Here is a 17,336-nt window from a genome sequence, read left to right as displayed (position 1 = left end):
TGCCTTGCGCGGGGAGTGCGACCATGGTGGCGCTTGAAGCCCACTTGAGGTCAAGCACGATGCAGGAACTGGATATCGGTGAGGTGGTCCGCCGCAGTGGCGTACCGGCCTCGACGCTGCGCTACTACGAGCAGCTCGGCCTGTTGCAGGTGCTGGGGCGTCGCGGCCTGCGTCGGCAGTACCACGAGCAGGTGCTGGATCGGCTGGCACTGATCGGCCTGGGGCAATCGGCAGGCCTGTCGCTGCAGCAGATCGGCGCAGCGATGCCGCAGGGGGCAGGGCTTGCACTGGATCGCACGGCATTGCTGGCCCGGGCCGATGCGCTGCAGCAGCAGATCCGCAGATTGCAGCGGGCGCAGGATCGGCTGCGGCGGGCTGCCGCCTGTCCACACGCCGAGGATGCTCGGCGCTGCGCCTCGTTCCGCAGGTTGCTGCGAGCGCAGCAGCGCGTAGCGCGCGGATGAACTGCCGACACCCGCTCAATCGCGGGTGCTGACTTCCCAGGTGGCATGCAGCACGCCCGGCACCTGTTCCATCCGTGCCAGCACCACGTCCAGTTCGTCGGCGCTGACCGCGGTGCTGACCAGCACTGCGATCACATCAGTGGGCGCATCGGCGTGCTCCACCAGTTGCACGTCGCCAACGGGGTACTGCGCGGCTTCCAGCGCATCGACCAGGCGCTCGCGCACGCGCGGCACCGCGTCGGCATCCACGCTCAGGCGCACTTCGTAGGTCGCTTCGCTGGCGGCTTCGTTGATCGGGATGCGGTTGATCGCGTTCACCAGTGGCCGCAGCAGGGTGTTGCCGGCGATGATCAGTACGGTCAGCAGCACGCCTTCGGCCAGCATGTCCGCGCCGGTGCAGCTGCCCACGGCAGCCGAGCACCACAGCGTCGCGGCGGTGTTCAGGCCGCGCACGTTCATGCCTTCCTTCATGATCACGCCGGCGCCGAGGAAGCCGACGCCCGAGACGACGTAGGAGATGACCCGCACGGCCTCGGCGCTGCCGGCGATGCGCATGCCCAGGTCAACGAAGGCGGCAGCGCCGACAGCCACCAGCACGTTGGTGCGCAGGCCAGCGGTGCGTTGCCGGTACTGGCGTTCGGCGCCGATCAGGGTGCCGAGCACGAACGCCGCCAGCAGGCTGACCACGGTGTCGGCGAAGGGGCCGGGCTGGAAGGTTTCAATGAAGCGCATGGCCGCAGTCTACCTCCCGCAGGTGACAGTAGAACCACGCCACGCGTGGAGGGGCAGGGGGCATCATCCACGCATGGCGTGGATCTACTCGTCGACGCGCTCGCCCATCATTTCGCGCTGGCGCTTGTCCAGCTCCTCCGCATAGCGCTTGCGCACGAATGCTTCAGACACCACGCCCAGCACCTGGCCATCGTCGGCCACCACCGCCAGCTCGTCGGCCTGGGTCTGGTCGAACCGCTGCATCACGCTCACCACGTCGGCGCTGGCGGCAAGGGCCACGTCGCGGTTCTCGGCGAACGTACCCACGACGTCCTCGGGCTTCACGCCGTCGCCGAACAGGCGCGGAATCTGCACGATGCCGGCATAGTGGCCTTCACTGTCGATCAGGATCACCCGGCTGCCCGAGCCCAGCGGGAAGCGCTGGCGGAAGGCGGCGGCATCGAGGTCGGCCGGGGCGGTGGCCACACCCTTGCGCATCATCCGCCCGGCGTTGAGGTTGTGCACCCAGCCGATGTCACGCGCGCTCTTGATGGTTTCCCCGCGCAGGTGCATGCGCCAGGTCGAGAAGGAATAGCCGAACCACTGCCGCACCAGGGTGCTGGACACCAGCACGGCGCTCATCACCACGCTGGTCAGCAGGAAGTCGTGGGTGCCTTCCAGCACCAGCATGGCCATGGTCATCGGCGCGCCAACCACCGCCGCGGCCAGTGCAGCCATGCCTGCCAGCGCGGCCGAGGTGGCGTCGACCACCGGGACGCCGGTGGCCATCGCCAGCAGCCCGGCAAACAGCGTGCCGACCAGGGTGCCCATGAACAGCGAAGCGAAGAACAGGCCGCCGCGGAAACCGAAGCCCAGCGAAATGCCCGAGGCCAGGCATTTCAGCGTCAGCAGCCCGCCGATCCAGATCAGCGGCAGATGGGTGGTCAGGTCCAGGTGCAGCGCTCCGTGGCCGGACGACAGTACCTGCGGGCTGGCCAGCGCCAGCGGGATCAGCAGCAGGCCGCCCACCACCGGGCGCCCCCACAACGGCAGCGGGCTGCGCTTGACCGTGCCTTCGATGGAGGCGATCAGGCGCATCACCACGATGCCGACCATCGCACAGCAGCAGCCGAGCAGGCCGTAGATCGCATAGTCGGCGGCGCGCACGTCGATGGTCGATGCCGCCGGCAACAGATAGGCCTCCACGCCGGCCTGGTCGGCAACGAAGGCGCCGGCCAGCGCGGCCACCGCAACCGGCGCCAGTGCCGCCGGCGTATAGGCACCGATGACGATCTCGAAGGCGTAGAACGCCCCGGCCAGCGGTGCACCGAAGGCCGCGGCGATCGCACCGGCGGCACCAGCACCGACCAGGATGCGCACGTCGTTGCGGCGCAGGCGCATCACCCGCCCCAGCTGCGAACCGCTGCCGGCGCCCATCTGCGTATACGACGCCTCCAGTCCGACCGAAGCACCGCAGCCATTGGAGACCAGGGTCTGGGTCAACACGATCAGGTTGTCGCGCATCGACATGCGGCCGCCATGCAGTGCATTGGCTTCCACGGCATCCAGCAAGGGGCGTTTCAGGCGCGTGGCAGCCAGGCTGACCAGGCCCACCACCAGGCCACCCAGCGGCAGCACCAGCAGGGCAGTCCAGGTCAAAGCGGGCAGCGAGCTCAGGCGCATGCCCTCGTCCAGCCCATACAACGCCGTCTGCAGGGTACGTGCCAGCCCAGCCTGCAACAGGGTCAGGCCGCCAGCGATCAGCCCGACCACCAGCGCCAGGGCGATGAACCACAGGTCGCTGCCGCGCAGGCGCAGGCGCAGGCCCTGGAAGGCCAGATGCAGGCGCGATGGCGAAGCGGTGGAGGACATGGTGGCGGCATGATACGCCGCCACCGTGAGCGCTACCGTCACCGCATCAGGCGGTTGCCATGCTCAGAAGCGGTAGCGGCCCTGCACGTAGAACGTGCGCGGCGCGGCCACCATGCGCCCGGCGTTGCCATCCACGTTGCGGGTGTACCAGCGCTTGTCGGCCAGGTTGTTCACGCCCACCGCGACCTCGCTGTCGGCCAGCCAGGGCAGCTGCCAGGCGGCCTGCGCGTTCCACAGGCGTACGCCGGGTACACGGCCTACGCGCGCATCGGCGGTCTCGTTCCATGTGTTGGCGGCGTCGGAGAACTGGCCGCTCTGGTGGGTGCTGGACACGTTGAAGGTCCAGCCGGCCAGCGCATAACGGGCGCCGACGCTGTCGGTATCGCGCGCGTAGAACGGCACATCGAGGCCGCGGTTGTTGCCTGACTGCTGGATGGCCTTGGTCCAGGTGTAGTTCGCGTACAGTTCCAGCCCGGCCAGCGCGCTGCTTTCGGCAAAGCGGTACTCGATCGCGCTTTCCACGCCCTTGTGGTCGGTGGCGCCGATGTTCTGGAAGGTGGGCGGGGTGATGCCCGGCACCTGCAGGATCTGGTTGTCGAAGCGCATCTTGAACACGGTCACTTCCGCACGCAGCGCGGCATCCTGCCAACGCGCGCCCAGCTCGGTGGTCCTGGCGATTTCCGGGTGCAGCGGGTTGGTCGCGCTCTGCGAGTTCAGCTGGATGTTCTGCACCGGTCCGAACGAAGTGGTGTAGTTGCCGAACACGGTGAGCTGCGGGGTCAGCAGGTAGGCGACGTTGAGCGAGGGCAGGGACTTGTCGTTGCGGCTGCTGAAGGTCGCGCCACCGCCGGCCTGGCGGCGGTCCATGTCGATCCACTCCATGCGCACGCCGGGCGTGATCCGCCACTGGCCGATGGCGATGCGGTCATCAACGTAGAACGCGTGCGCATCGGTGGCGTTGTCGAAGCGGGTGGTCGCGCCGGTCGCACCGGTACGGCGGGTAACGGTGTAGCTGCGGTCGTTGCCGCGCTCGCGCAGGAAGCGGTAGCCGGCGGTGATGTCGTGCACGCTGCTGCCCCAGTGCAGGCGCTGGGTGTAGCGTGGCTCGATGCCGAGCACACGGTAGTCGCGCGGCTGCACCGTGATCTGTGTGTTGGCCGCGTTGATCAGCGAACTGGCCCGGTTGCTTTCGTTGTAATACGCCAGCACCTCGAACTCGCTGTTCTCCGACAGCGTGTTGGTGTAGCCCAGGTCGATGCCGGTGCGATGGCCCTTCCAGAAGTCGGACGGGCGGGTGTTCTGGAACGGATCGGCCTGGTACTGGGCGCGGGTCAGGCCGCCCGGAGTCAGAGAGCGCACGTCGTAGTACGACAGCTTGGCGCGCAGTTCCTGCTGTGCGTCGATGGCATAGGCGAACTTCAGCGCCAGATCATCGAAGCGGTCATCGCTGCCCTGGCGCCAGCCGCGGCCGTCCTGCCCCGAATACAGCAGGGCCATGCCCAGGCCGTTGTCGGCGGTGCCGCCGAGGAACGCGTTGTACTGGGTGCTGTCGCCGCCGCCGTGGTCGTAAGCGCTGTAGCGCACGCCGGCCTCGCCGTGCAGGCCGGCCGCAGTCGGAATCGCACGGGTGCTGAAGTTGATGATGCCGCCGACATTCTGCGGCCCGTAACGCACCGCGCCGCCGCCACGCACCACGTCGATCGATTCGATGTTGGCCAGGCTGGCCGGGGCGAAGGAGAGCTGTGGCTGGCCGTACGGCGCAACCGCCAGTGGCACGCCGTCCAGCAGGACGGTCGAGCGCGGCGAGTAACGGCCGGTCAGGCCGCGCACGCCGATGTTGAGCGAGACCGAGCTGCCAGCGGTGCCGGAGTTGTCGGTGACCTGCACGCCGGGAATGCGGCGCATGGCATCGCCCAAGCTGGCGGCGCCGCTGGCCTCGATGCGCTGGCGATCGACCACGGTACGCGCGCCAGCGAAGCTCTTGACGCTGTCGTGCAGGCCGGTGCCCAACCAACTGCCCGAAACCTGGATGCTGTCGAGCGTGGTGGCGCTGTCCTGCGCGAGCGCGCTGGCGACCGGAAACACGCACAGGGCGAGGGCGGCAGCCAGGGGCAGGCGGGCCGATTGCGGGGCAGGAATAGGCATCGGTGCGGGGCGTGGAAGGTCGTAAATGAGAATTATTGCTGATTCCATTCGCCATTGGAATCGGTCCGCCGTTCAGCGCTTTGGCCCGGTGGTAAAGTGGCCGATTGCCTCCTGACCCGCTGAGAACTGCCATGTCCACTGCTGCTTTCTACCCCGTCGGTACCCCTGGCCAGCCGTGGGGCGTTGCGGAAAGGGAGCAGTGGCGTGCGCGCCAGCAGCGCCTGCGCCGTTACGACGAGGAGGTGCTGCCGCGCATCGATGCTCTGGCCGGGCATTTCGACAAGGTGGCCTACGGCCAGCTCGACTATGCAGGCGAGACCTACACCCTGTTCGCCCTGCGCAGCCGCGACTGGAACCCGGCGTTGCCGGCCGCGCTGGTGACCGGTGGCGTGCATGGCTACGAGACCAGTGGCGTGATGGGCGCGCTGGAGTTCCTCGAAAAACATGCCGCCCACTACGCCGGCAAGGCCAACCTGCTGGTCGCGCCGTGCGTGAATCCGTGGGGCTTCGAGCGCATCAACCGTTGGAACTTCGATGCGATCGACCCGAACCGCAATTTCCGCGCGGACGGCCCGGCCCGTGAATCGACGGCGCTGATCGAACTGATCGCACCGTTGAAGGGCCAGTTCGTGCTGCACATCGACCTGCACGAAACCACCGACAGCGACGAGAGCGAGTTCCGTCCCGCACTCGCCGCGCGCGATGGCAAGCCGTTCGAACCGGGCCTGATTCCCGATGGCTTCTACCTGGTGGACGACAGCGGGAATCCGCAGCCGGCCTTCCAGCAGGCCGTGGTCGCCGAAGTGGAGAAGGTGACCCATATCGCACCGGCTGACGACAAGGGCGAGATCATCGGTTCGCCGGTGGTCGCGCATGGTGTGATCGAGTACGCGCTGGTGCCGCTGGGCCTGTGTGCGGGCATCACCGGGGCGAAGTACACCACCACCACCGAGGTCTACCCGGACAGCCCCCGCGCGACGCCGCAGCAGTGCAACGACGCGCAGGTGGCGGCGGTGTGCTCGGCGCTGGATTACGCGCTCGCCCATCGTTGATCGGTAGCGCCGGCCGCTGGCCGGCAACCATGGGGCAAGGGGATGCCGGCCAGCGGCCGGCAGTAGCTCACCCCAACGCCTCGGCCCACCACAACGCTGCCGGCCCCGGTGGCGTATCGCGGCGCCACACCAAGTCGCTGTGGATGCGCCTCGGCCAGCCCGGCACGCGCAGTTCCAGCAGGCGGCCCCGGTCGTAGCGCTGCACCAGCGCACGCGGCAGCTCGGCCCAGCCGATGCCGTCCTCGGCCATCTCCATCACCATCAGGTAGTCCGACGCGGTCCATGCCGGCCCACTGATCGGCGGTGCATGGTCGACCTGCGCACTCAGCCGCACCTGCCGATGCCGGGCCAGTTGCGCCGCCGCGCGCACGCCCGCCTGCGCAAGCGGATGGTCGCTGGCCACGTACACCGCCAGTTCGCTGTGGTGGGCCAGGGGCTGGGCCACCAGCGCATCGGGGTACTGCGCCTGTCGCGGCAGCAGTCCCAGCCCGGCGCGGCCAGCATCAACCAGTTCCAGCACGTCGCGCCCCTCGGCATCCAGCCATTCCAGCTCGATCTCGGGAAATGCCTCGGCAAACCGCTGCAGCACACGTTGCGCCGGATCGAGCTGGTAGACATCGGAGAACACCACGGTCAGGCGTGGCTCCACGGGTGCGGCCAGGCGCACGCTCAGTTGCTGCAGGCGCGCGTCGGCGGCAAGGATTTCCTGCGCGTGGCCCAGCACCTGCCGGCCGGCGTCGGTCAGCTGCGGATAGCGGCCGCTGCGGTCGAACAGAGCCATGCCCAGATCCGCTTCCAGATGGGCAATGGCAGTGCTGACCGTGGACTGGGTCTTGCGTAGCCGGCGGGCGGCCGCCGAGAACGAGCCCAGCGCGGCGGCCTCGACGAAGGCCTGCAGGGATTCGGGAGAATAGGGCATTGATCCATCGCTCCTGTCGATGGAATCCATTTTGATACCACCGTAAAAGACGATGATACTGACCGCCGTCGCCCCTGTCTGCGGGGGCGTTCCGGATCATCCACGCACGGCGTGGATCTACTGATGACGGGGCGCGGTCCCCGTCGCGCAAGGAGCTTCACATGTCCCGACCTGTTCCCGCCCGTGGCGCCTTCGTCGCCTGGGCCTGCCTGACCGTGGCGATCGTCGCCGAAGTGGTCGGCACGTCCTTCATGGCCCATGCCGCCCGCGATGGCGGCTGGACCGGCTATGTGGTGATGGCCGCCGCGCTGGCGCTTTCCTATTACTTCCTGGCGCTGTCGGTGCGCCGCATCGCCGTCGGCGTGGCCTACGCGGTGTGGGAAGGCCTGGGCCTGACCCTGCTGACCGTGGTCGGCATCAGCGTGTTCGGTGAGAGCCTGTCGCTGCAGCAGCTGGCCGGCCTGGTGCTGGCGGTGGTCGGCATCGTCTGTGTCACCCTCGGGGAGGCGCACTGATGAACTTGATGGCCTTGTTTTTCGTGATCTGCTCGGCGCTGATCGATGTGGCCGCCAACATGATGGTGGCCAGATCCGATGGCTTCCGTCGCTGGCGTTGGGGTGTCGGCGCCATCGTGCTGGTCTGGATCGCCTTCGCCCTGCTGGGCCAGGCCGTGCGCTACATGGACCTGGCGACCGCCTATGCGATGTGGGGCGCGATCGGCGTGATCGGTACGGCCACCTGTGGTCGCCTGCTGTTCGGCAACCGCCTGCGCCCGATCGGTTGGATCGGCATCGGCCTGGTCACGGCGGCGGTGCTGCTGCTCAGTACGGCGTGAACCCGGCTTGATTGCGGCGATCAGTGAGGTGGCCGACACTTGGGCTTTCCCGCAACGGAGTGCCCGCATGTTCAGTCACGTCACCGTCGGAACCAACGACATGGCGGCTTCCCGCCGCTTCTACGATGCCTTGTTCACTGCCATCGGCGGTCGCGCAGGCGTGTTCGATGACGAGGGCAAGCTGGTCTACGTCAAGGATGGACGGATGTTCATGGTCATCCCGCCCATCGATGGCCAGGCGGCGTGCCACGCCAACGGCGGCACCATCGGCTTTGCGCTGGCAGACCCGCAGGCGGTGCATGCCTGGCAGGAAGCGGGGGTCGCCCACGGCGGTACCGCGGTGGAAGACCCGGCCGGCGTGCGGCACAAGGCCGGGCGCCAGTTGTACCTGGCCTACCTGCGTGATCCCGACGGCAACAAGCTGTGCGCCGTGCATGTGATGGGGTGAATCGTCGGTGCCGGACGCGGCGTGTCGTAATCGGACCAAAGTGACAACGCCGCCCAGCACGCCCGCCGGTCTGCAGGCGCGCGCGTAGCACGGAAATCCAGCCGATCGTGCCTGCGCGATGCCACGACTTCATCCTGCGTCCACTGCGATTCAGCCAGAATCGGTCGGCTTACTCTTTGATCGATCCGGAGATGGCTGCCCATGGAAGCACTGGAGCCTCAACATCAGCCGGTGCGAACCCTGCGGCCCGTCTTCGCCTTCGCGGCGATCGTTGTCGTTGCCTTCGCACTGTTCGTCAGCCTGTATCCGATCGGCGCCGGTCGCCTGCTGGTCAAGGCGCAGGACTGGGCCGCGCTCAACGTCGGCTGGTACTACCTGCTGGCGATGACCCTGTACCTGGTGTTCGTGGTCGGCGTGGCGCTGTCCAAGTACGGCGGCATCAAGCTCGGTGCCGACCATGACGAACCGGAGTTCAGCTACCTCTCCTGGGCCGGCATGCTGTTCGCAGCAGGCATCAGCATCACCCTGTTCTTCTTCTGCGTTTCCGAGCCGCTGACCCACTACCTGCAGCCGCCGCAGGGTGATCCGGCCGCGGGCGAGGCCGGTGCGCGCCAGGCCATGCAGCTGCTGTTCCTGCACTGGGGCCTGCATGGCTGGGGCGTGTTCGCGCTGGCGGCGATGGCGATGGCCTATTTCGCCTACCGGCACAACCTGCCACTGGCGCTGCGCTCGGCGCTGTATCCATTGATCGGCAAGCGCATCAACGGCCCCATCGGCTACACCGTCGATGCCCTGGGCATTGTTGCCACCGTGTTCGGCATCGGTGCGGACATGGGCTTCGGCGTGCTGCACCTCAACGCTGGGCTGTCGCACCTGTTCAACGTGCCGCACTCGAACATGGTGCAGATCCTGCTGGTGGTGGCGATGATGGGGGCGGCGGTCGCGGTGGCCGTGTCCGGCGTGGAAAAGGGCGTGCGCTGGATGGCCAACATCAACATGCTGCTGGCGATTGCGCTGGTGCTGTTCATGCTGTGCGCCGGCCCCACCCAGTACCTGCTCAGCACGCTGATGCAGAACCTGGGCGACTACCTGGGCAGCGTCGTGGGCAAGAGTTTCGACGTGTACGCCTATGGTGGCCGGCCGGAATGGCTGGGCGGCTGGACGGTGTTCTACTGGGCCTGGTGGATCGGCTGGGCGCCGTTCGTCGGCCTGTTCATCGCGCGCATCTCGCGCGGCCGCACCATCCGCGAGTTCGTGTTCGGCGTATTGCTGATCCCGCTCGGCTTCACCCTGGCGTGGCTGTCGATCTTCGGCAACAGCGCGCTGGACCAGGTGCTGCACCACGGCCAGCAGCAGTTGGCGCAGCTGGCGGTGGATGACCCACCGACGGTGCTGTACGCGTTGCTGGACAGCTACCCGTGGAGCAAGGCGGTGATCGGGGTGACCGTGCTGGTCAGCTTCATCTTCTTCGTGACGTCGGCCGATTCCGGGGCGGTGGTGCTGTCCACGCTGTCCTCGCATGGCGGTGCGCCGGAGGACGATGGCCCGCGCTGGCTGCGCGTGTTCTGGGGCACGGTGATCGCGGTGCTGACCGCCGGCCTGCTGCTGGCGGGCAGCATCGATGCGCTGAAATCCGCAGTGGTGCTGGCCTCGTTGCCGTTCTCGGCGGTGCTGCTGTTGATGATGTGGGGCCTGACCCGCGCCTTCAGTGACGAGTCGCATCGCAAGCGCGCGCAGCAGTTCAGGCCATCGCCGCTGATCGGCGATGACCGCCACCACCAGGGCTGGCGCCAGCGCCTGACCCAGGCCATGCACTTCCCGGTACGCGACCAGGTGTACCGCTTCATGGATGACACGGTGAAGCCGGCGATGGAGGCGGTGGCCGAGCAGCTGCGCGAGCAGGGCTGGGACGTGCAGACGCGGTTCGAAGCGGGCGACATGGAGCTGTCGGTCAACCACGGCGAGCAGCAGGACTTCCAGTACCGGGTGATCCTCAGTGGCTACCTGACCCCGTCCTTCGCCGCGCAGCAATTGCGCAACCAGCGCTACTACCGCGCCGAAGTGCATCTGTACGAGGGTAGCCAGGACTACGACCTGGTCGGCTACAGCCGCAAGCAGATCATCAACGACATCATCAGCCAGTACGAACGGCACCTGCAGTTCCTGCACCTGAGCCGTTGATGCAGCCACGCCGGGCATGGCCCTTGCCTTTGGAGGGTGCGGACCGTTGGTCCGCACCCTCCTGTTCAATCAGAACCGGTAGCGCGCGCCCAGCGAAACGAACTGCCCGCGCAGGTTGTACTGGCTGATGTCGAAGCCGTTGGAACCGCCGGCGGGGTCGAACGGCGGGTCCTTGTCGGTCAGGTTCAGCACCGACAGCGACAGCGTGGTCTTCGGAATGCCTTCATAGGCCACGTACAGGTCCAGCTGGTGGTACGGCTTGACCCGGTCGCGCAGGCCCGGATTGCTGGTGGCCGTGACTACGCGCTGGTCATAGCCGCTCACGTACTGCAGGCTCAGCGTGCTGCTCCAGTCGCCCACCGCCCAGTTCAACGAAGTGGTGCCGCGGGTGCGTGGCAGCGCGCCATGGCGGTTGTTGCCGGCGCCGTCATAGGGCGCCTGGCCGGCCACCAGCGGCTGCTTGAAGCTGAGCAGGTGGGTCCAGCTGCCGGCCACGGTGAAGTTGCCCCAGCCGTCGGTGCGGAAGGTACGGTTGGCTTCCAGGTCGATGCCCGAGGTGGTCAGCTCGCCCTGGTTGGCGTACTGGTTGGTGATGATCTGGATGCGGCCCTGCCCATCGCGCTGCACGCGACCGGGGAACAGGCCCGGGTTGTCGACGATGAACTGCGCGCTGTCCGGCTTGACCAGGTTGTCCTGTTCGATGCGGTACCAGTCCAGGCCGATGCTGGAATCGGCATCGGGTGACCACACGGCGCCGACGTTGAGGTTGCGCGAGCGTTCGGCCTTCAGGTCCGGATTGCCGGTGCGCAGGTTGGTCACGCCGCGGCTGCCGCCCGGCTGCAGCGGATCGAACGGATCGACCACCGAGCCGTAGCTGATGGTCTGCCCCGGTGCGATCTCCGGCAGCGACGGTGCACGGAAACCACGCGAGAACGAGCCACGCAGCAGCAGGCTGTCCAGCGGTTGCCAGCGCAGCGCGAACTTCGGCGAGAATGCCTTGCCGAAGTCATCGTAGTGGTCACCGCGGCCGGCAACCTGCAGCTCCAGGGTGCGATGCAGCGGCACGCTGAACTCGGCATAGGCGGCACTGACCTGGCGCTCGCCGTCGACGATGTTGATCGCCGGGCGCAGTTCGGTACCGGACAGCACCTGCGCACTGGTGCGCGCGTCCAGCGATTCCTTGCGGAATTCCGCGCCCCAAGCGAAGCCGATTGCGCCGGCCGGCAGTTCCCACAACGAGGTCGATGCCTTGACGTTGAGCGAGTGCAGCTTGTACCAGCCTGGACGCTTGGTCTGCAGGCGCAGATCGTCCAGTGCGCCCGGCGTGCTGGATGGATCGAGGAAGTTGTAGCTGCCATCGCGCAAGATCTGCTGGAAGGCGTAGCGGTCCACGAAGTTGTCCACGTACTCGCGCTGCGCACTCTGCGAGGTCAGTGCGGCCACTTCCCAGTCCCAGCGTTCGCCGTTGCCACGTACGCCGGCCAGGGCGCGGTAGAACACCTGGGTGTTGTCCTTCAGGCGCGGGCCGAGATCGAAGAAGGTGTACTCGAACGGCAGTGGCGTGCTGCCCGGATTGTTCGGATGGCCGACCGGCAGGACAGCGGCGATATCGGTCAGCGTACCGGTGGCGGGATTGTAGGCACGCAGGCCCGGGCCGACCGTCAGCGGGGCGCTGAAGATCTGGTCGGCCTTGTTGTGGCTGTACAGCACGTCGGCGAAGGCTTCGACGCTGTCACTGAAGCGATAGGTCGCGCTCAACGATGCCTGCAGGCGCTCGGCGCCGGGCTGCAGGGTCTTGAACGGCTGCGCGTTGAAGGCGCAGGCCTGGCCGGGCAGGGTGCTGCCGAAGTCGCTGTAGGGACGCGGTTCGCTGCCGTCGGGGCAGGGCGAGAACGGCTGCGGTGCGCGCGGATTGGACAGCCAGTTGCCACCGGCGGTGGACCAGCCGGCCAGGCGGCCACCGGGCTTGTCGCGGAAATCGCCGTCGCGGGTGTACGCACGCTGGTCGGCGTCGAGGCGGTCGCGCTTGAGCAGGTCCAGCCCGAACAGCACGTTCCAGCCCTGCTGCTCGAGGTCACCGAAGCCGGCCAGCAGGTTGGCCTTGCGCTCGTTCAGGCCGCCCTGGGTGGCGGTGCCGAAACCAGCGCCGACTTCCACGCCCTGGAAGTCGCGACGCAGGATGATGTTGATGACGCCGGCGATGGCGTCCGAGCCGTACACCGCCGAGGCGCCATCCTTCAGCACTTCGATGCGCTCGACCGCGCTGATCGGCAGCGCATTGAGGTCGACGAAGGTGTCCTGGGTGTTGAGCGCGAAACCGAAGTTGGCCACGCGGTAGCCGTTGACCAGTACCAGCGTGTTCTTCGGTGACAGCCCGCGCAGGCCGATCGAGGCCGATCCCGCAGCGAAGCTGCCGGTGTACTGCTCGTCGAAACTGTTGCCGGCGTTGGCTGACAGGTTGCGCAGCACGTCGGTAAGGGTGGAGCGGCCGGTCTGCAGGATCTGCTCGCGGGTGACGACCTGCACCGGATTGGGACCGGCGGTGTCGCTGCGCTTGATGTTCGAGCCGGTCACCAACACGGTGCCGAGGGTGGTGCTGTCCTTGCCGGTGTCGGCGGTTTCAGCGGCGCCGGCGGTGCCAGCGACGAGGGCCAGCGCGACCGCGCTGGAAAGCAGGGTGGTGCGGTACATGGAAGCGACTACGCCAAACGGTGGAGGAGCCGTCAGTACCGCACGCGGGTGAGTGCACCTTCCAATGACGAAAGCGCATTCAGTTATACATCACAGGTTCTTAACGAAAGTCGGCGGCCTTGGTGGGGCAGACCATCCCGGTGGGTGCGGACCGTTGGTCCGCACCCTCCTGCACGGTCAGAGCCCTTCCCCTTCGGAAAGGGATCCGACCCCGTGGGCATCACGCGCGCAGCAGCACCTTGCCATTGCGGCCCGAGCCGGCGCCGGCTTTCGCCGCCTGGGCGATGTCGTCCAATGCGAAGATCTGCTCCACCGGCAGGGTCAGTTCACCCCCGGCCGCACGCTTCAGCAGTTCACCCACCAACCGCCGCTTGTCTTCCACCGCCATTGCCTGGCTGACCTTGCTGCCCCAGAAGCCCTTCACCGTGGCTTCCTTGTAGATCAGGCCGCCGGCGGGAATGCGCATCGGTTCGCCGCTCATCACACCGAAAGAGACCAGGGTGCCGTGGTGGCCGAGCAGGTCGACCAGGTCGCCGCTGGCATCGCCACCGATGGAATCGACTGCAGCAGCGGCCTGCGCTTGCCCGGTGGCTTCGCGCACGCGGTCCTTCCAGCCGTCCACCGAGGTATCGAACACGTAATCGATGCCCAGTGCCTGCAGTTGCGCCACGGCCTCGGCATTGCGCACCAGGTTGGCCACGTGCACGCCGCGCGCCTTTGCGAGCATCGCCAGCGATTTGCCGACGGCACCGTTGGCGGTGTTCTGCACGATCCACTGGCCCTGCTCGACGTGCAGGAATTCCAGCAGCATCAACGCGCTCAGGGGCATGGCGATCAGCTGTGCGGCCGTTTCATCGGCGATCGCGTCCGGCATCGGGATCACCATCCGCGCCGGTGCGATGAACGCCTCGGCCCAGGTGCCGTGCACCGAGGCGGCGGCAACCCGCTGGCCGATCTGCAGGCCGTCGACGCCTTCGCCGAGCGCATCGACCACGCCCAGTGCTTCGCTGCCGCCGATCGCCGGCAGCGTCGGCTTGAAGCCATACAGGCCACGCACGGTCAGCAGATCGTGGTTGTGGATCGAGGCCAGCACGGTGCGGATGCGTACTTCGCCGGGACCGGGTTCGGGCAGGGGGGCATCGGCAACGGCAAGGACCTGGGCTGGATCGCCGAAGGAGGAGTACAGGGCAGCGCGCATGGGCGGTGTTCCAATGAAAGTTGACGTTGTACCGAACTGGGGATGCGCCCGGCGTCGACAAGGCCGCGCACGTGCAACACGGCATCCTGCGACCGATGGTCGCGTTGGCGCACGATCACCGCATCTTGTGTTGACGGCTCGGGATATCCCCACTATGTTGGGGCTGTCACTCCCGGTCAGCCGCCGCCGCCGGACATGCAGCAAACGTCCCGCGGCCCGCCCCTGAAGGCTTGCCGTGTCGACGCGGCCGCCACCGTGCGGACGCAGGTCGCCCCCACGGCCCGGATACCGGCCGCAGGCGCAGGCAGATGCCGACGACCTGTGTTCCCGCCCCTTGGCACTTCACCCGTTCGCCCCGTGCGCCGGTATCGCGTGCAGGGCCGCCATGGCATCGGGCGCCGACGCGCGCACGAGCCTGGAGTTCCACCACCATGACCGACAGTACCTTCCGCGTGGCCGACCTGGCCGGCGCCGGCGACGCCATGCGCGCCAGCGGCGAGCGCGTGCCGACCTGGATCACCAAGGAAGCCGGCAATCGTCGCCTGCCGTTCGATGCGGCGCGCCTGCTGCGCAGCATCGATACCATCCACGCCGAGCTGCCGCAGCTGGATGCGGCCGACTATCGCCGCGTGGTGCTGGCGATGGTCGAACGCAAGCCCAGCATCAGCGCCGATGATCTGGTGGATCTGCTGATCCGCGAAGCGGAATCGCGCGTCGACCTTGTCGCGCCGCAGTGGGAACAGTTCGCTGCACGCCTGTACCTGCGCCGGCTGTACAAGCGCGCCAGCCGCAACCGCTTCTACGATGTCAGCCTGAAGTACGGTTCCTACGTGGGCCTGCAGGAAAGCCTGGCCGACCGCGGCATCTACAGCAATGACATCCTGCGCTGCTATTCGAAGGAAGAGCTGCAGCAGGCCGGCGAGATGATCGACCCCGAGCGCGATCGTCTGTTTGCCTACAACGGGCTGTACCTGCTGGCCACGCGCTACCTGGCTACCGATCGCAGCCGCGAGGTGTATGAGCTGCCGCAGGAACGTTGGTTGACCATTGCCCTGTACCTGATGCAGAACGAGGGCGGGGCTGGTGAGAGCGGCCGTGTGCGCCGCATGCAGCTGGTGGGCGAGGCGTACTGGGCGTTGTCCAACCTGTACATGACCGTGGCCACGCCGACCCTGGCCAATGCCGGCAAGGTCGGCGGCCAGCTGTCGAGCTGCTTCATCGACACGGTGGACGACAGCCTGCAGGGCATCTACGACTCCAACACCGATATCGCCCGCGTGTCCAAGCACGGTGGTGGTGTGGGTGCGTACCTGGGATACGTGCGCAGCAGTGGCGCGCCGATCCGCGGCGTGCCCAACTCGTCCGGCGGCGTGGTGCCGTGGATCAAGCAGCTCAACAACACGGCGGTGTCGGTCGACCAGCTCGGCCAGCGCAAGGGTGCAGTGGCGGTGTACCTGGACATCTGGCACCGCGACATCGAGGCGTTCATGGACCTGCGCCTGAACAACGGCGACCAGCGCCTGCGTGCGCATGATGTGTTCACCGCCATCTGCGTGCCGGACCTGTTCATGGAGGCCGTCGAGCGCCGTGCCGACTGGTACCTGTTCGATCCGCACGAGGTGAAGCAGGCCAAGGGCTGGTACCTGCAGGATTTCTACGACGAGAAGCGAGGGCAGGGCAGCTTCCGCGACCGCTACGCCGAGCTGGTGGCCGACGAACGCATCAGCCGTCGCACGGTGAAGGCGATCGACCTGTTCAAGCGGATCATGCTCAGCCAGCTGGAAACCGGCAATCCGTTCCTGTTCTACCGCGACGAAGTGAACCGGAAGAACCCGAACAAGCATGCGGGCATGGTCCATTCCAGCAACCTGTGCACCGAGATCCTGCAGAACATGAGCCCGACGCGGATGATCCAGGAGATCGTCAGCGGCGACCAGATCGTCACCACCCGCCGCGCGGGCGACTTCGTGGTCTGCAACCTGTCGTCGATCAACCTCGGCCGTGCCATCGCCGCCCCCGAGGATCTGCTGGCCAAGGATGTGCTGGAACGGTTGATTCCGATCCAGGTACGCATGCTCGACAACGTGATCGACCTCAACGCGCTGCCGGTGCCGCAGGCCACCATCACCAACCGCAAGTACCGCGCCATCGGCCTGGGCACGTTCGGCTGGCACCACCTGCTGGCACAGCAGGCGATCCATTGGGAATCGCCCGAGGCCGAGGAACTGTCCGATCGCCTGTTCGAGCGCATCAACTTCCTGACCATCCAGGCCAGCGCGCAGCTGGCCAAGGAGAAGGGCAGCTATCCGATGTTCGCTGGCAGCGACTGGCACAACGGCAACTATTTCCGTGACCGCGATTACAGTGGCGCGGCCTGGGACAGTCTTGCGCGCGAGGTGGCCACCAACGGCCTGCGCAATGGCTGGCTGCTGGCGGTGGCGCCGAACATGAGCACCGCGCAGATCGCCGGCTCCACCGCGTCGATCGATCCGATCTACAGCGCGTTCTACTACGAGGAAAAGAAGGACTTCCGGCGGCCGGTGGCCGCGCCTGGCCTGTCGCTGGAAACCTGGCCGTACTACGAGAGGGGTGCCTACAAGGTCGACCAGTTCGCCAGCGTGCGGCAGAACGCGCGCCGCCAGCGCCATGTCGATCAGTCGATCAGCTTCAACCTGTACGTGCCCAGCACGATCCGCGCCAGCACCCTGCTGGAGCTGCACCTGAGCGCCTGGCGGGAAGGGTTGAAGACCACCTACTACGTGCGCTCCAACGACATCGACATCAGCGAATGCGAGTGGTGCTCGAGCTGATCGCTGCGCT

13 protein-coding genes are annotated in these 17,336 nt (G+C 67.2%); 7 read left to right on the top strand and 6 right to left on the bottom strand.

Features of this window, described 5'->3' with window-relative positions; translation table 11 throughout:
- Window positions 1-59: 59 nt before the first annotated feature.
- Entirely contained in the window at window positions 60-464 is a 405-nt protein-coding gene (locus ACUXVE_RS01420; protein WP_049469186.1) for a MerR family transcriptional regulator, read from the top strand.
- A gap of 15 nt (window positions 465-479) precedes the next feature.
- Here ACUXVE_RS01420 and ACUXVE_RS01415 read toward each other — a convergent pair whose 3' ends face one another.
- From ACUXVE_RS01415 to ACUXVE_RS01405, 3 genes are all read right to left on the bottom strand, one after another.
- Window positions 480-1,196, bottom strand: a complete 717-nt coding sequence (locus ACUXVE_RS01415; RefSeq protein ID WP_025878554.1) for an MgtC/SapB family protein — start codon at window positions 1,194-1,196, stop codon at window positions 480-482.
- Window positions 1,197-1,280: 84 nt separating this feature from the next.
- Window positions 1,281-3,047 carry a chloride channel protein gene (locus ACUXVE_RS01410; protein WP_261311895.1) on the bottom strand — a complete coding sequence of 589 codons (1,767 nt, stop codon included), beginning with the start codon at window positions 3,045-3,047 and terminating at the stop codon, window positions 1,281-1,283.
- Between the two features lie 63 nt (window positions 3,048-3,110).
- Window positions 3,111-5,192 carry a TonB-dependent receptor family protein gene (locus ACUXVE_RS01405; protein ID WP_445513666.1) on the bottom strand — a complete coding sequence of 694 codons (2,082 nt, stop codon included), beginning with the start codon at window positions 5,190-5,192 and terminating at the stop codon, window positions 3,111-3,113.
- A gap of 131 nt (window positions 5,193-5,323) precedes the next feature.
- Between ACUXVE_RS01405 and ACUXVE_RS01400 the strand changes: the two genes are divergently transcribed.
- Window positions 5,324-6,244 carry a M14 family metallopeptidase gene (locus ACUXVE_RS01400; RefSeq protein ID WP_025878557.1) on the top strand — a complete coding sequence of 307 codons (921 nt, stop codon included), beginning with the start codon at window positions 5,324-5,326 and terminating at the stop codon, window positions 6,242-6,244.
- A gap of 67 nt (window positions 6,245-6,311) precedes the next feature.
- Here the strand turns inward: ACUXVE_RS01400 and ACUXVE_RS01395 are convergent, their stop codons facing one another.
- Window positions 6,312-7,163: a LysR family transcriptional regulator gene (locus tag ACUXVE_RS01395; RefSeq protein WP_445513665.1), complete on the bottom strand. Its 852-nt coding sequence runs from the start codon at window positions 7,161-7,163 to the stop codon at window positions 6,312-6,314.
- A 161-nt stretch (window positions 7,164-7,324) separates the two neighbouring features.
- Between ACUXVE_RS01395 and ACUXVE_RS01390 the strand changes: the two genes are divergently transcribed.
- The 4 genes from ACUXVE_RS01390 (at window position 7,325) to betT (ending at window position 10,627) form a co-directional block, all read left to right on the top strand.
- Window positions 7,325-7,678, top strand: a complete 354-nt coding sequence (locus ACUXVE_RS01390) for an SMR family transporter (RefSeq protein ID WP_088100152.1) — start codon at window positions 7,325-7,327, stop codon at window positions 7,676-7,678.
- The gene (locus ACUXVE_RS01385) at window positions 7,678-7,998 is read left to right on the top strand and encodes a DMT family transporter (RefSeq protein WP_222389192.1); all 321 of its coding nucleotides are present in this window, start codon (window positions 7,678-7,680) and stop codon (window positions 7,996-7,998) included. Before ACUXVE_RS01390 ends, ACUXVE_RS01385 begins: the two co-directional genes overlap by 1 nt.
- Before the next feature lie 67 nt (window positions 7,999-8,065).
- Window positions 8,066-8,446, top strand: a complete 381-nt coding sequence (locus ACUXVE_RS01380; RefSeq protein ID WP_093818540.1) for a VOC family protein — start codon at window positions 8,066-8,068, stop codon at window positions 8,444-8,446.
- Between the two features lie 201 nt (window positions 8,447-8,647).
- Complete coding sequence (gene betT / locus ACUXVE_RS01375) at window positions 8,648-10,627, top strand: choline BCCT transporter BetT (protein WP_445513664.1); 1,980 nt, start codon at window positions 8,648-8,650, stop codon at window positions 10,625-10,627.
- A 69-nt stretch (window positions 10,628-10,696) separates the two neighbouring features.
- Here the strand turns inward: betT and ACUXVE_RS01370 are convergent, their stop codons facing one another.
- Together ACUXVE_RS01370 and ACUXVE_RS01365 are read right to left on the bottom strand one after the other, a co-directional pair.
- Complete coding sequence (locus ACUXVE_RS01370) at window positions 10,697-13,318, bottom strand: TonB-dependent receptor (RefSeq protein WP_445513663.1); 2,622 nt, start codon at window positions 13,316-13,318, stop codon at window positions 10,697-10,699.
- Between the two features lie 220 nt (window positions 13,319-13,538).
- Window positions 13,539-14,516, bottom strand: a complete 978-nt coding sequence (locus ACUXVE_RS01365) for a zinc-binding dehydrogenase (protein ID WP_445513662.1) — start codon at window positions 14,514-14,516, stop codon at window positions 13,539-13,541.
- A 482-nt stretch (window positions 14,517-14,998) separates the two neighbouring features.
- Here ACUXVE_RS01365 and ACUXVE_RS01360 point away from each other — a divergent pair, with 482 nt between their 5' ends.
- The gene (locus tag ACUXVE_RS01360) at window positions 14,999-17,326 is read left to right on the top strand and encodes a ribonucleoside-diphosphate reductase subunit alpha (RefSeq protein WP_445513684.1); all 2,328 of its coding nucleotides are present in this window, start codon (window positions 14,999-15,001) and stop codon (window positions 17,324-17,326) included.
- Window positions 17,327-17,336: the final 10 nt, after the last annotated feature.

Source organism: Stenotrophomonas sp. 3(2025) (assembly GCF_052665395.1).
Note: the sequence above shows the minus strand (reverse complement) of the source record. Positions and strands in the feature narration are given on the sequence as shown.

What these genes read in the sequence shown, in the direction of transcription:
- ACUXVE_RS01420 (WP_049469186.1), top strand. Translation starts at nt 60, where the DNA reads ATGCAGGAACTGGATATCGGTGAGGTGGTCCGCCGCAGTGGCGTACCG.
- ACUXVE_RS01415 (WP_025878554.1), bottom strand. Translation starts at nt 1,196, where the DNA reads ATGCGCTTCATTGAAACCTTCCAGCCCGGCCCCTTCGCCGACACCGTG.
- ACUXVE_RS01410 (WP_261311895.1), bottom strand. Translation starts at nt 3,047, where the DNA reads ATGTCCTCCACCGCTTCGCCATCGCGCCTGCATCTGGCCTTCCAGGGC.
- ACUXVE_RS01405 (WP_445513666.1), bottom strand. Translation starts at nt 5,192, where the DNA reads ATGCCTATTCCTGCCCCGCAATCGGCCCGCCTGCCCCTGGCTGCCGCC.
- ACUXVE_RS01400 (WP_025878557.1), top strand. Translation starts at nt 5,324, where the DNA reads ATGTCCACTGCTGCTTTCTACCCCGTCGGTACCCCTGGCCAGCCGTGG.
- ACUXVE_RS01395 (WP_445513665.1), bottom strand. Translation starts at nt 7,163, where the DNA reads ATGCCCTATTCTCCCGAATCCCTGCAGGCCTTCGTCGAGGCCGCCGCG.
- ACUXVE_RS01390 (WP_088100152.1), top strand. Translation starts at nt 7,325, where the DNA reads ATGTCCCGACCTGTTCCCGCCCGTGGCGCCTTCGTCGCCTGGGCCTGC.
- ACUXVE_RS01385 (WP_222389192.1), top strand. Translation starts at nt 7,678, where the DNA reads ATGAACTTGATGGCCTTGTTTTTCGTGATCTGCTCGGCGCTGATCGAT.
- ACUXVE_RS01380 (WP_093818540.1), top strand. Translation starts at nt 8,066, where the DNA reads ATGTTCAGTCACGTCACCGTCGGAACCAACGACATGGCGGCTTCCCGC.
- betT (WP_445513664.1), top strand. Translation starts at nt 8,648, where the DNA reads ATGGAAGCACTGGAGCCTCAACATCAGCCGGTGCGAACCCTGCGGCCC.
- ACUXVE_RS01370 (WP_445513663.1), bottom strand. Translation starts at nt 13,318, where the DNA reads ATGTACCGCACCACCCTGCTTTCCAGCGCGGTCGCGCTGGCCCTCGTC.
- ACUXVE_RS01365 (WP_445513662.1), bottom strand. Translation starts at nt 14,516, where the DNA reads ATGCGCGCTGCCCTGTACTCCTCCTTCGGCGATCCAGCCCAGGTCCTT.
- ACUXVE_RS01360 (WP_445513684.1), top strand. Translation starts at nt 14,999, where the DNA reads ATGCGCGCCAGCGGCGAGCGCGTGCCGACCTGGATCACCAAGGAAGCC.